Below are 14409 nucleotides of genomic sequence, written 5' to 3' on the forward strand. Positions count from 1 at the left end.
CGAATATAAATAATTATTAACTAACATCCACTTATCTGAATAACAACCTCCATTCTACGAGAGAACTATCAATGCAGAGGGTGAAACGTGCCCTGATTGAGCCATACATAACTTGCCGAAGCTTTGCCATAAAGTCGCTTATTCATCTACAGCAGAAACCCGTCATTAAAAAGCCCACTCAATGAGCAGGCTATGTGGTCACCGTTACTTTTTGCGGGACTTACCCGCCTTATCCATCGCGCTGTAGTCATTATTCGCTGCAAAACGGGCATTGAATAACTCTATTGCTTACTACTTCATGGGATTTTTTAAGTGCTGCCGCAGAGTCTTTGAACGACCCCAGCAGAGTGAAGTTATTTAGATCTTGTCTTAACAAGTACCAACAATCGGCACGATGTAACTCACGTGGCATAGTAGCTATCGACCAAGAGTGTATGTGGTAAAGAAACATTCAATCCCCCAACAGGAAAAAGTTGGAATGATACAGATGATTATCTTCCAACCAATGGCTGGTCGTTCACATGAGTAGTAATGGTTGCCACTATCAATTACGCAACAATTATCACAACAATTTTCTACATAAATACAAAGAACGATCAACGGTAAATCTTTAGCGATACCCTATGATGTTTTCTACCCAGATTATTATGCCGCTGCACCTGCATAACGGATGCCTCGAAAGGTCATGTCCTGAAACCAGCCATTGAGGTTACCGGTAACCGCTTCAGCCTCTTCTCAGGCCGCAGCGGGTCAGCGCTTCGTGCCAGTCTCCTCTCCTCAAACCCACCTACGATTTTTCCGATAAGCGTTTCCCATTTCATCAATGATCTAAATTATTGTTGCAATCTTCAAATGATATTAGTAATGATTATCATTAGCATTTGCGTTTGTGGTTTATCTGGCAAGGTATACAGAGGCTGTAAGGGAACAAACATCGCCTGAACAACGACGTTTTTTCCACTTACCGACCAACGAAGGCGACTCCGTCAGGATGATGCAAACCGTGTGTCTAAGGAATCAAGGACATCTCCAGATTTGTTGACTGGTCTCACACAGCACAAATGCGTCAGAACACTGCGTCGTGGCAGTACGGCGCTGTTTTGACTGTTCAACAGGACAAAGGCGCTCAAGCGTTAATGGAAGTCGGGACACGGAGTTCCCGATTCTCCAGCGTACGTCACGGAATAGCCTGCTGCGAGATAGTCGTCGGCAGGGCCGTGCGTAACGCTGGAGAAACTCAAAAATGGCGCAGCATCTGGCAAAGCAGGTTTAACGAAAATTAACGACCTGCTGACTGGCACATGACTGCGTCGACTTCCTGATTTAATTCGTCAAGCGGAGAAGGATTTTCTCATGCGTATTCTGTTTGTAGGCCCGCCTCTCTATGGGCTGCTGTATCCGGTGTTGTCTCTGGCACAGGCTTTTCGCGTAAACGGCCACGAAGTGTTGATCGCCAGCGGAGGAAAATTCGCCCAGAAAGCGGCAGAGGCTGGGCTGGTGGTGTTTGACGCCGCTCCCGGTTTTGATTCTGAAGCCGACTATCGCCGCCGTGAAGCGCAGCGAAAGGAAAGTAACATCGGTACCAAAATGGGCAACTTCTCGTTCTTCAGCGAAGAGATGGCCGACCACCTGGTGGAGTTCGCCGGACACTGGCGACCCGATCTCATCGTCTACCCTCCACTTGGGGTCGTCGGGCCGCTGATTGCCGCCAAATACAACATACCGGTCGTGATGCAGACCGTCGGCTTCGGCCATACTCCCTGGCATATCAAAGGCGTGACGCGATCGCTCGCAGACGCCTATCGCCGACACGGGGTCGAGGCCGCGCCGCGTGATATGGCATGGATCGACGTAACGCCGCCGAGTATGAGCATTCTGCAAAACGACGGCGAGCCTGTTATTCCTATGCAATACGTCCCCTACAACGGCGGCGCGGTATGGGAAGAATGGTGGGAGAGAACGCCCGATCGTAAACGTCTGCTGGTCAGCCTCGGGACCGTCAAACCGATGGTTGACGGTCTTGACCTGATCTCCTGGGTGATGGATTCCGCCAGTGAAGTCGATGCCGAAATCATCCTGCATCTGTCGCCCAATGCGCGATCCGATCTGCGCTCGCTGCCGTCAAATGTTCGCCTGGTCGACTGGATCCCAATGGGTGTCTTCCTCAACGGCGCCGATGGATTTATTCATCATGGCGGCGCTGGTAACACTCTGACGGCGCTCCACACCGGGATTCCGCAAATCGTATTCGGTGAAGGCGCCGATCGCCCAGTGAATGCCCGCGCCGTAGTCGATCGCGGCTGCGGGATCATCCCCGGCGACGGCGGCCTGTCGAGCGCCATGATCAATGCCTTCCTTGAAAATCGTGCGCTTCGTGCCGCCTCTGAAGAGGTGGCGGCGGAAATGGCGGCGCAAGCCTGCCCGACTGAGGTGGCGAAAAGCCTGATCGCGATGGCGCAAAAAGGATAGCCACCACGCTGTCATGAAGATAATGCGCCAGCACAAATCCCGGATCTACTCTCCCGTACCGATGCGAGACCGGAACGCGCTGGCGCTCTTTTTTTGCAGTTCGATCCGTTCCGGATCGTATTTTTTACAGACGGAGGAGGCTTAATGCCTGCGACTCACTCTCCCACCCCTGCGCGCTCCTGGATAGTTCGCCTTGGTCGCGTGTGCTGGGAACGTAAGAAACTTAGCACCATCGTGGTAGTGGCGTCGGTATCGACCATTTTGCTGGCTGCGCTGACGCCATTATTGACGCGGCAAGCAGTGAACGACGCGCTGGCAGGCAATCCTACCCGCCTGCCGTGGCTGGCCTGCGGGCTACTGCTGATCGCCTTTTTTGATTTCATCGGTAACTACGTGCGCCGCGGTTATGCCGGGGAGCTATCGCTCTGGGTACAGCACACCCTGCGGGGACGGGCCTTCGACAGTATTCAGAAACTGGATGGCGCGGGTCAGGACACTCTGCGCACCGGACTGGTGATTTCACGGACCAACAGCGATCTGCAGCAGGTGCATACTCTGTTGCAGATGTGCCCGGTACCGCTGGCAGTATTCACCTATTACATCGCCGGAATTGCCGTAATGCTGTGGATGTCACCAGCAATGACGCTAATCGTCGTTTGCGTACTGGCATGCCTGGCCATCACCGCGCTACGCGCCCGCCGGCGAGTGTTCTCACAAACCGGTCTGGCCTCGGACCGGCTGGCGAATCTCACCGAACATATGCGCGAAGTGCTGGCACAGATCTCTGTGGTAAAATCCTGCGTGGCGGAGCTTCGTGAAACGCGCTGGCTGGACCGCCAGTCACGGCAGATAGTACGTGTTCGCATCGGCGCGGCCATCTCGCAAGCAATGCCAGGCGCCACCATGCTGGCGCTTCCAGTTCTTGGGCAAATCGTCCTGCTATGCTACGGCGGCTGGTCAGTCATGCACGGACGGATTGATCTCGGAACCTTCGTGGCGTTTGCCAGTTTCCTCGCGATGCTGACCGGGCCGACTCGTGTGCTGGCGTCGTTTCTGGTCATTGCCCAGCGAACCCAGGCTTCCGTGGAGCGGGTATTTGCCCTGATCGACACCCGTTCACAAATGGAGGACGGGACTGAGGCAGTCAACGGCCAGGTTGTCGGTCTGGAGCTGGAAAAAATGAGCTTCGATTACGGTAATGGCAGACGCATCCTTAGCGATGTCTCCTTTTCCCTGCATGCCGGTGAAACCGTGGCGGTGGTGGGAGCATCGGGTTCCGGAAAATCGACACTACTGATGCTGCTGGCGCGTTTTTACGATCCCAGCGCCGGAGATATATGGCTTAACACCCGCTCAGGTCGGCAGAACCTTCGCGACCTCAAGCTGGAGGCACTTCGCCGCCGGGTGGGCGTCGTGTTTGAAGATGCTTTTCTGTTTGCCGGTACGGTGGCGGAAAATATCGCCTACGGTCACCCGCAGGCAACGATAGAAGATATTCGTCGCGCGGCGACGGCAGCGGGGGCCAGCAGTTTTATCAACGCCTTGCCAAAAGGCTTTGATACCCGGCTAACCGAACGCGGGACCAATCTTTCCGGCGGGCAGAGGCAGCGAATCGCACTGGCCCGGGCGTTAATAACTGCGCCAGAGGTGTTGGTCCTCGATGACACCACCTCGGCAGTCGACGCCGGGACCGAAGCGGAGATCAATACCGCTCTGGGTCGCTATGCCGACGAGGAACATATGCTGCTGGTGATTGCCCGACGCCGCTCAACGCTTCAGTTAGCCAGCCGGATTGTGGTGCTGGATAAAGGCCGTGTGGTGGATATTGGAACCCAGGCGGAGCTTGAAGCGCGCTGTCCGGCCTTCCGCTCCCTTATAACCGGCGACGGCGATTTCCTCGCGCCTTCCCCTGGTGGGCACAGCGAATTATGGCCGACAATACCTGTAGAGCAAAACGATGCGCTGGAGGGGGATGGCAAAAGCTTTGTCGCCCGTATGACCCACGTACCGGAGAATGCAGTACAGCAAGCGTTAGCCGGTAAAGGCCGCAAAGTTACCTCACTGCTGAAGCCGGTGGCGTGGATGTTCGTCATCGCAGCCCTTCTGATCGCGATCGATTCCGCGGCAGGCGTCGGGGTACTGATACTGCTGCAGCGCGGCATTGATTTGGGCGTCGCCGCAGGTGACATGTCGACTATCGGCCTCTGCGTCCTGCTCGCCTTGTGTCTGGTAGTTGTGAGCTGGTGCTGTTATTCGTTGCAGACAGTCTTCGCCGCCAGGGCTGCGGAGTCGGTCCAGCATACGGTGCGCTTACGTAGCTTCGGTCATATGCTGCGTCTTGGCTTGCCCTGGCATGAAAAACATGTCGATTCGCGCCTGACCCGCATGACCGTTGATGTCGACTCTCTCGCCCGCTTTTTGCAAAACGGCCTTGCCGGTGCGGCCACCAGCCTGGTGACAATGTTTGCCATCGCCGCAGCTATGTTCTGGCTCGACCCGCTTCTGGCACTGACGGCATTAAGCGCAGTGCCGGTAGTCGCACTGGCGACCTGGCTCTATCGTCGCCTGAGCTCCCCCGCTTATGCGCAGGCGCGGCTGGAAATAGGTAAAGTAAATAGCACCCTGCAGGAGAAAGTCTCCGGCTTGCGCGTCGTGCAATCGCACGGCCAGCAGGAGCAGGAGGCCGCCCGTCTGCGCGCGTTATCAGACCGCTTCCGCGCTACCCGCGTGCGTGCGCAAAAATACCTTGCCGTCTATTTCCCGTTCCTGACCTTCTGCACTGAGGCTTCCTATGCTGCCGTTCTGCTGGTTGGCGCGTCACGAGTCGCCGAAGGTGAGATAACTGCCGGGGTGCTGGCTGCCTTCTTCCTGCTATTGGGGCAATTCTATGGACCAGTGCAGCAGCTATCAGGAATAGTCGACGCCTGGCAACAAGCGACAGCCAGCAGTAAACATATTGATGAACTGCTGACGACCGAAGGCACAGAGAACGTCGAGCCCTCTTCCGCACAGCCAGCCACCGGCGCGCTGCACCTTGAAGAGGTAACGTTCAGCTATCCCGATACCCCTGAACCGGCGCTAAACTCGCTTACCCTGACTATCCCCGAGGGAACAGTCGTCGCGGTCGTCGGTCGCAGCGGTGCCGGTAAGTCGACGCTGATTAAGCTGATCGCCGGGTTATATTCCCCCACCAGCGGCAGGATCCGCATCGGCGAGAAGCTAATTGAGGATGCCTCGCTTGCCGATTACCGTCGCCAGGTTGGGCTGGTCGATCAGGATGTGGTGCTGTTTAGCGGAGATATCGCGGAAAATATTCGTTACTCGCGACCCTCCAGCACTAACGCCGAAGTTGAGATCGCTTCACGGTGTGTGGGACTGTTTGAGACCGTGCAAAATCTGCCGCAAGGATTCCGTACGCCGGTGAATAACGGCGGCGCGGATCTTTCCGCGGGTCAACGCCAGCAGATTGCACTGGCCCGTGCCCAACTGGCAAATGCTCACATCCTGCTGCTCGACGAAGCCACGTCGCGTCTGGATCGTACGTCCGAAGAGCGATTAATGTCCTCGTTAACGGAGGTAGCACATACCGGGAAGCGCCTGGCGCTGATTGTGGCGCACCGTCTGACCACCGCGCAACGCTGCGACCTGATTGCCGTTGTCGATAAAGGCCAGTTGGTGGAATACGGCACCCACGAACAACTGTTAGCCGCGGGCGGCCTCTATACCCGCTTATGGCACGACAGCGTCGGCAGTAATAAACCACATCGCCAACGCGACATCACGGGGGATATCGTGGGATAGTTATTACACGCGTAAGACATTAATCAACACGCTCTCAAGCGGCTGTTCCGGGAATAGCCGCTTGAGTTTTCCATACTGGTATCCAAATTTTTTAACGAGATAGAATGCTGAACATGCCACAACATCCGTCTGCCTCTCCCTCTGCCATCGCCAGCCTGCGCAACCAGCTGGCCGCGGGCCGCATTACCAACCCTTCTCGTTTCTGGCGCGAAGCTGAGTCGCTGAATATACCGCTGGTTGTGCCGGCTGAAGGCGTGGAAGATGAGCGTGAAGTGACCTTCCTGTGGCACGCCCGACATCCACTGCAGGGAGTTTATCTGCGGTTGAATCGGGTGACGGATAAAGAGTACGTGGCAAAGGGGCTGATGACCGCCATTCCCGACACGGGTATCTGGACTCTGACGCTGCGTTTGCCGGCAAGCTACTGCGGCTCCTATTCGCTGGTAGAAATTCCCCCCGGTACGTCAAATGAGACGATTGCTCATTTGGGAGGTCGCTTTGCCGCCCTCGCCGGGCAGGCTGATCCACTAAACAAGACGCCAGGCATCAACGTACGGGGAAGTGCGCAGGAATCTGTTCTGGCGCTCGATAAGGCTCCCGCCCAGGCCGAATGGAGCGGTAGCGCCCACGCCGGGCAATTGCTTACCTCAGTACGAATTGTCGCCGGGCAATCCCGCCGGATTCGGCTCTATCTTCCTGATGTTGATAACACACAGCCTCTCGGCCTGGTAGTGCTGCCCGATGGCGAAACCTGGTTTGATCACCTTGGCGTATGCGCGGCAATTGATGCCGCCATCAATAACGGGCGTATCGTTCCCGTGGCCGTGCTGGGCATCGATAACATCGATGAGTGCGAACGGACTGCAATACTCGGCGGACGCAGCGAACTGATAAAAGATATCGCCAGACATCTGCTACCGGCGATCCGTGCTGAACAACCGCAGCGGCGTTGGGCAGATCGTTCACGCACCGTACTGGCCGGGCAGAGCCTCGGCGGGGTCAGCGCGCTGATGGCCGCGCGCCACGCGCCGGAAACCTTCGGTCTTGCGCTCAGCCACTCCCCGTCAATGTGGTGGACGCCAGATGGCGCCAGCCGGCCAAACCTATTTAGCGAAAGCGATATTTCATGGGTGAGCGAGCATCTGCTTTCTGCCCCGCCGCAGGGCGTGCGTATCCGCCTGTGCGTGGGCTCTCTGGAGGGTTCGACGGTGCCGCACGTTCAGCAACTCCATCAGCGGTTGCTTGACGCCGGCGTTGACAGCCATTGCGCAATTTATACCGGCGGCCACGATTATGCATGGTGGCGCGGCGCGCTGATTGACGGGCTCGGCTTACTGCAGGGTTAGCTTGACCCGCGAGCACTTTCAGGCAACTGTATGTGCTCATGAAGAAATAAAATGTCACCTGCGGAAAAGGAATAATTATCAGATGTATGCCCGCGAGTATCGTTCGACACGCCCACGCAAGGCGCTTTTTTCTCTTCTTTCTTGCCTCACTCTCATTTATAGCGCGCACACTTTTGCAAAGCCGGATATGCAACCGCTGGGGCCAAATATCGCCGATAAAGGCTCCGCGTTTTACCGCTTTAGCATCAACCAGTTCGACTCCGCCGATGGCACCCGCCATTATCGCGTATGGACGGCAGTACCGAATAAAACCGCGCCAGCGTCAGGCTACCCTGTTTTATATATGCTCGACGGCAACGCAGTGATGGATCGCCTGAATGACGAACTGCTCGAACAGCTGACAGACAAATCACCACCGGTGATAGTGGTCGTCGGATATCAGACCAACCTCCCCTTCGATCTCAATGGCAGGGCCTACGACTATACGCCGGCAGCGACAGAAAACGGCAAAACAAACGCCAGAAGTGGTCGCCAGGGTCGTAAGAGCGGCGGTAGCAATGACTTCCGTCAGTTACTTGAAACACGTATTGCGGCAAAAGCGGAGCAAGGATTAAATATCGATCGACAGCGTCGTGGCCTGTGGGGACACTCCTACGGCGGACTGTTCGTACTGGATTCCTGGCTGACATCCTCTTACTTCCAGGCATACTACAGCGCCAGCCCGTCATTGGGCAGAGGCAACGATTCTCTGCTGGACCGCATCACGGCGATCAAGCCCTCACAAAACTGCGCTAAGCACCTGACGATAATGGAAGGGTCAGCGGCGCCAGGCGATAACCAGGAAACGCATGCTGCCGGGGTGCTGACGAAAATTCATACCACTCTCGCCATACTGAAAGATAAAGGTGTCAATGCCACCTTTTGGGACTTCCCGGGGCAAGGGCACGGCCCAATGTTCAACGCCTCTTTCCGCAGCGCACTGTTAGATATCAGCGGTGAAAATGCGGATAACACCCCTGGCTGTCATCAATCCAGTCGCTAAACACTGCCCGCTAATACGCGGGCAGTATGACTGTAACAATGCGATCAGAATGACGCAGTAACACCGGCATAATAAGCCCGGCCAGGCTCGTTATAGGTATTCGCCCCTTCGGAAGAGCGGTAGATCTGTTTGTCGAAGATATTGCTAACCCCGACATTAAGACGCAGATTTTTATTAATATCGTAATTGAAGTTGGTACCTACCAGTGAATAAGCCCCCAGCTCTTTGCCTGACAGACCACCAGTATCTTCACTGCGCGATTCCGCATGGGTACGCGGTTTTTGTCTGCCGTATAATGTCCAGTTAACGCTGGCAGAGAACGCCTGAGTGATAGTCCAGTCTAAAGAGTTATTAATAGTATATTTCGGGATGACCGAAAGCGGGTTACCGGTATCTTTTTGTTCCGACGTGATCATATAAGTGGCATTTGTATTCCAGCTCAGACGATCTTTCACCAGTGGGATCGCCATGCTGGCTTCGATACCGTCAACCAGCGCTTTCCCGCCATTCTGCCACTGGAGGATATATGCGCCGGATGAGGATTGCCCAATAATGTTATCCCCGGCCACGATCTTATTCTGGTAATCATTGCGGAAGTAGGTCACGCTGGCGTGGTAATCTTCCCAGGCGAACTCCAGACCGATTTCTTTGTTAATACTGATTTCCGGATCGAGATCTTTATTACCAATCAGATAACAACCGCCGGACGTAATATCTTTTGGGCAACCATTGCCTTTCGAGTAGAGCAGATAACCTTCGCTGGATTGATAAAGGTTTGGTGCTTTGAAGGTTCTCGCAATCCCCGCTTTGACTTTGAAGTAATCACCTAATTCCTGCGAGAGGTTCAGACTGGGACTGAAGTTACCGCCGGAATCGTTGAGATAATCAAAGCGCAGGCCGGGAATAATATTCGTGCCGGCAACAGGCTCAATATTATCTTCAATATATAGCGCGCTGATTTGGGAATGGTTTTTACTGCTGCGTTCCGCAGCCGAGCCAGAAATACCACCGATATTACTATCGCTCACCGTTAAGCCAGTAGAAGAAGGATCTTCGAGTCTATCGCGGCTCCACTCCGCACCAACGGTAACCGTCTGATCAACCAGCAAATTCAGCGGAATATTGAGTTCCCCGCTGGTTCGCCAGGAGTTGAGACGGTTGGTAGTGAACCTCTGATCCGCCGAAATGCGCCCTTCACCACCACCGGATAACCCTTCATCCATACGGGTATTATTGGTTTTTTCGTAATAGACACCAAAGCGGCTTTGTCCCCAGTCCCAAATACCGTTATGCGTAATGCCGTAATTCTGACGGTACAGGCGATTCGTCTCTTCCCCGGATTTGGCGAGGTTTTCGGTAACCGCATTAGAAGAGCTGTTTTGCGTATCGCCAGCATAAATATTTCCCTGCCGGCTATATCCAGCCTCAAAATCAAGGATTTGCTGCGGATTTAATTTCCACGATACCACACCGTTAATATCTTTATTACGTACCCCTTCGTGCCCAGCCGCATTTTTAGTTCCGGCTGCGGAGTTAATATCCCAACTGTCGGCATCGGTTTTATTCAGATTGCCATACAAGCGCATAGTCAGCACATCGCCGACCAGCGGCCCGCTGAGATTAAAGTTGGCACGACGCGTGGCACCTTCATCGCTGCTTTCCGGCTGATTGGTGTATAACGACAGGGAACCATGCCAGTCGTTGGTGGGACGTTTGGTAATGATGTTCACCACCCCACCCGCAGCACCCGAACCGTAGCGCGCCGCCGCAGGGCCGCGAATCACCTCAATGCGTTCGACTTGTTCCGGCGGTACCCAGTTGGTGTCACCGCGGGTATCGCGTTCCCCACGCCAGCTATAGCGCACAGAGTTGCGCGACGTCACTGGTACACCATCAATCAAAATTAAGGTGTTTTCCGGCCCCATGCCACGAATGTCAATTTGCCGGTTATTACCGCGTGTTCCCGATGCGCTATTACCGGTCAGATTTACCCCTGGCATCTTGCGAATAATATCGGAAAGGTCGTTGACCGGAGGGTTCTTTTTAATATCTTCGCTGGTAATAATCGATACGCCAGGTTGTTGTTTTAGTACCTGCTCAGCAGTAGCTTCTATCACCATGGTCTCGCCGCTATCATCGGTGGATTTGGCTGCTGATACTTGACTATTCAACCCTACAAGGATCGCGGTTAGCGGCCAGAGGATCTTGTTAATTCTCATACCCATTCCCTAATAAATGCCTAACTTTAAAGTGGTTGTTCGTTAAGCTCACACCCTTCCCAGGTATTCTTATTATTATAATTATTCGTCAATGATAATGATAATTAATATCATTTAATAAAAAGTAAGGCAACCTTTAGCGAATTTTGATTTGTGTACAAGGAGAAGTAAGAATCGTGCTGACAGGTACGATTATTGAGGAGAACAAAACCGACACGAAGCAGATTACAAGAATGGTCATCACGTCTGCGCTTCGCCATACAACTGGTGCACAGTGGATGTACATTTCACGATACTAAAGTCAAAAGAGTTTCGAATTACGAAAGCAGTAGCCGGGAGAAATAACGTTTCTTAGGCGATAAAACAGAAAACCAGCTTCTGGCTTATGTTCGAAAGATAAAAACCACGCCAGTTTTGAACGAGCAAGGACAGGAAAATTCACACTCAAAAGCCCGGTAGTAGGCTTCATAATATTGAAAAGATACCAACAGTATACAACCGCCCAAAGCAAGAAGGGGTTACCTTTCGGTAACCCCTTCTTTTATTTGGCGGAAGCGTAGTCCGCCAAATTAATGTCCGAGAATGTCAGAAATAGTCCATTTTTACCATTAATAAACAATATGTTGTCAAAATAGATTGTTCGAGGACGTCTTGCTACATCCGAAAAAATCTGACATTTTATGCAGTACCTTATGCATGGCGGTTTGTATGACAGGATTTTACTATGCCGAAAAAAGCCAAAGAACTCACCGGACTCGCAGTTGCTAAGTTAAAAAAAGAAGGCTCTGTTGCCGTCGGTGGCGTTGACGGCCTGTATCTTCGAAACAGAGGCCAGTCGCGTTCATGGGTGCTTTGCGTTGCTATGGGGGTAAGAGTTAACGCGCTAGGTAGAACAGTTCCGAGACGTTTAAACATGGGTCTTGGCCCCTACCCCGAAGTTTCATTAGCAGAAGCGCGTGACAAAGCTCGTGAGCTGCGTAAACAAATCCGTAATGGCATTGATCCCCTTGCCGAAAAGCACGCCCATAAAGCGCATCAGGAACGTCTGGCGCACAAGAACAAATCCTTTGCTAGCTGTGCTAAAGACGTTATCGCAATTAAGACCAATGAGCTAAAGAACCAGAAACACATTGCTCAATGGCGGTCCACACTGGAAACGTATGCTTATCCTGTTATTGGTCAAAAACCCATCGCTGAGATTACAAAGACTGACCTATTAGCGATACTTGAACCAATCTGGTTAACAAAAAACGAAACTGCCAGCCGTCTTCGCGGTCGCATTGAAGCGATCATCGATTACGCAAAAGCGAAAGAATATTTTGAAGGTGATAACCCAGCAGCATGGAAAGGTATGCTTAAGCCCCTCCTGCCAATGCCAAGCAAAGTTCAGACCCAAAAACATCATGCTGCATTACCCTACAACGAGATCGGCTCGTTCATGACCGAACTACGTAAACGAGTAGGCATTTCAGCGCGAGCACTTGAGTTTTCAATACTGACAGTTTCGCGCTCTGGTGAAGTCCGCGGCGCTGAATGGTCAGAAATAGATCTGAAGAACAAAACTTGGACCATCCCTGCCAGCAGAATGAAAGCCAGCAAAGAACATAGGGTTCCACTGCCTGATGCTGCCATTGCCCTGTTAAAGGATTTACCACGCTTCAAGGACAATAACCTTGTGTTTCCTGCCCCGCGTGGAGGACAGCTATCAGATATGTCATTGCTGGCTGTATTGAAACGAATGGGGCATAGTGGCTTAACACAACATGGCTTCCGTTCAACATTTCGTGATTGGGCTGGTGAAACCACAGACCATCAACGTGAGGTCATTGAACATGCTTTGGCGCACCAGTTGGCAGATAAGGCCGAAGCAGCATATCAACGTGGGACGTTATGGCCTAAGCGTGTGGCTTTGATGGATGAGTGGTCGGGGTATTGTCTTGCCCATGTTTAGCTGTTCTGTCTGTATATACCATCAACAAAGCCCTTCGCAAAATGAGCTACGGCACCAAAACAGAAGTTCGTGGGTAAGGGTTTGGAACAATGGCCTGATCGGATCAAGATTATGGTCAAGGGATGCTGTTGAGCTTCAGATGGGTCATCAGGAACGAAATACCGTCCAAGCCGCATACATTTATGAGGCGGAGCATTTGGATGAAAGACGTCTCATGGTTCAGCTGTGAGCTGATTATTTGTATATCACAACACAAAAAAACACACTACCCTTTGATTTTGAATGATTTTTTAATTCAGGGTTGAGTACAGTCCATCATTTCATTAAGTTTAGAAAGTTGCTAAAATATCACTCAATATCAGGGGCGTTGTATAAGAGGAAGTATTGAAATGCCCTATCAAACGGATCTTTATAGGAAAGTTATGAGCAAAGCACCCGTAGTCATAGATCTTTTTTGCGGATGTGGTGGTTTCGGACTTGGAGCCAAGTTAGCAGGTTTTGATGTTATTGCTGCTGTTGATATAGATGCTACTTTGCAGTCAGCTTATGCCAAAAATTTTCCAAATACTAATATTATAAATGGTGATATTTCTTTATTAGGGGAGTCTGAATGGAACTCAATAATATCGTCCCAGAAAATTGATGGAATAATAGGTGGCCCTCCATGTCAAGGCTACAGTCGGATGGGACATTCTGATGTTAATGATCCCCGGCGTTCACTACTGAGGCATTTTTTTAGGACAGTTAACATAATAAAACCTAAATTTTTCATTATGGAAAATGTTGAAGGTTTAATGGATGAGAAAAACGTATATGAATTAAAGTCAGCGCTAAAGACACTGGACGCTGACTATCAAGTCTTAGACCCTATGATCATTGATGCTTCTGACTTTGGAGCTCCAACGAGAAGACGTAGAGTTGTGGTTATAGGATTTATTCCTGAAGAGTTTGCATGTGGATTAAATAGTGAGACACTCAAATCTGGTAATTATGAGAGAAATACTGTCAGGGATGCGATAAGTGATCTTCCCGCGCCACTGATGAAATCAAAGAACAATGATATATCTGATTTCGGTTGGCATAAATATAAAGATGTAAATGTTGAAAATTTATCAAAATATGCAAAAGAAATGAGAGCTCTTCCCCCTGCTAATATGGGGTGGAAAAATGCTATAGATAAATTGAAGATAGGTGAGATAAGTGGTTTTTTTAATACGCTTCACTCTCCAAAAGTTAAAGCAAGATATTCTTCGATAGTACCGGGGATGGTTGATCCCGTTAGTAAATCAAAATGTCTTTTATGGGATGGATTATGTCCAACATTGAGGGCTGGAACTGGAAGTGATAAGGGAAGTCATCAGGCTGTACGCCCTTTACATCCGGAAGAAGGAAGAGTAATTACTGTTCGAGAAGCAGCCCGTCTTCAGGGGTTTCCAGATTGGTTTGTTTTCCATCATACTAAATGGCACAGCTTTAGAATGATTGGGAATAGTGTATCCCCATTAATGTCAAAACATATCATGGGGGAAATTTATGAAGCATTAAATAATATTGAAACGAATGCTATTAAGGTAGGTTAGA

Annotated in this window: 7 protein-coding genes and 1 pseudogene; 7 read left to right on the forward strand and 1 reads right to left on the reverse strand. The window is 51.6% G+C overall.

Going from position 1 to position 14409, the window contains the following annotated elements:
- The first annotated feature begins 1353 nt into the window (after positions 1–1353).
- The 4 genes from iroB (at position 1354) to SK36_RS12990 (ending at position 8658) form a co-directional block, all read left to right on the forward strand.
- Positions 1354–2469, forward strand: coding sequence for a salmochelin biosynthesis C-glycosyltransferase IroB (gene iroB, locus SK36_RS12975; RefSeq protein ID WP_045441427.1), 1116 nt, complete (start codon positions 1354–1356; stop codon positions 2467–2469).
- 144 nt (positions 2470–2613) lie between these two features.
- The gene (gene iroC, locus SK36_RS12980) at positions 2614–6270 is read left to right on the forward strand and encodes a salmochelin/enterobactin export ABC transporter IroC (protein WP_156184446.1); all 3657 of its coding nucleotides are present in this window, start codon (positions 2614–2616) and stop codon (positions 6268–6270) included.
- Positions 6271–6374: 104 nt separating this feature from the next.
- The gene (locus SK36_RS12985; protein ID WP_045441426.1) at positions 6375–7616 is read left to right on the forward strand and encodes an alpha/beta hydrolase-fold protein; all 1242 of its coding nucleotides are present in this window, start codon (positions 6375–6377) and stop codon (positions 7614–7616) included.
- 82 nt (positions 7617–7698) lie between these two features.
- Positions 7699–8658, forward strand: coding sequence for an alpha/beta hydrolase (locus tag SK36_RS12990; RefSeq protein ID WP_048221713.1), 960 nt, complete (start codon positions 7699–7701; stop codon positions 8656–8658).
- Positions 8659–8702: 44 nt separating this feature from the next.
- Here SK36_RS12990 and iroN read toward each other — a convergent pair whose 3' ends face one another.
- Complete coding sequence (iroN, locus tag SK36_RS12995; protein WP_156184447.1) at positions 8703–10877, reverse strand: siderophore salmochelin receptor IroN; 2175 nt, start codon at positions 10875–10877, stop codon at positions 8703–8705.
- Between the two features lie 724 nt (positions 10878–11601).
- Between iroN and SK36_RS13000 the strand changes: the two genes are divergently transcribed.
- The 3 genes and pseudogenes from SK36_RS13000 to SK36_RS13005 all read left to right on the forward strand — a co-directional run bounded on the left by SK36_RS13000 (position 11602) and on the right by SK36_RS13005 (position 14408).
- Positions 11602–12828, forward strand: a complete 1227-nt coding sequence (locus SK36_RS13000) for a tyrosine-type recombinase/integrase (RefSeq protein ID WP_048221715.1) — start codon at positions 11602–11604, stop codon at positions 12826–12828.
- Positions 12829–12833: 5 nt separating this feature from the next.
- Positions 12834–13057: pseudogene (locus tag SK36_RS25065) on the forward strand (tyrosine-type recombinase/integrase); the annotation flags it as partial.
- 193 nt (positions 13058–13250) lie between these two features.
- On the forward strand, positions 13251–14408 hold the full coding sequence (locus SK36_RS13005; RefSeq protein WP_048222739.1) for a DNA cytosine methyltransferase: 1158 nt from the start codon (positions 13251–13253) through the stop codon (positions 14406–14408).
- Position 14409: the final 1 nt, after the last annotated feature.

The sequence above is a fragment of the Citrobacter sp. MGH106 genome (genome assembly GCF_001037495.1).
Classification (GTDB): domain Bacteria; phylum Pseudomonadota; class Gammaproteobacteria; order Enterobacterales; family Enterobacteriaceae; genus Citrobacter; species Citrobacter murliniae.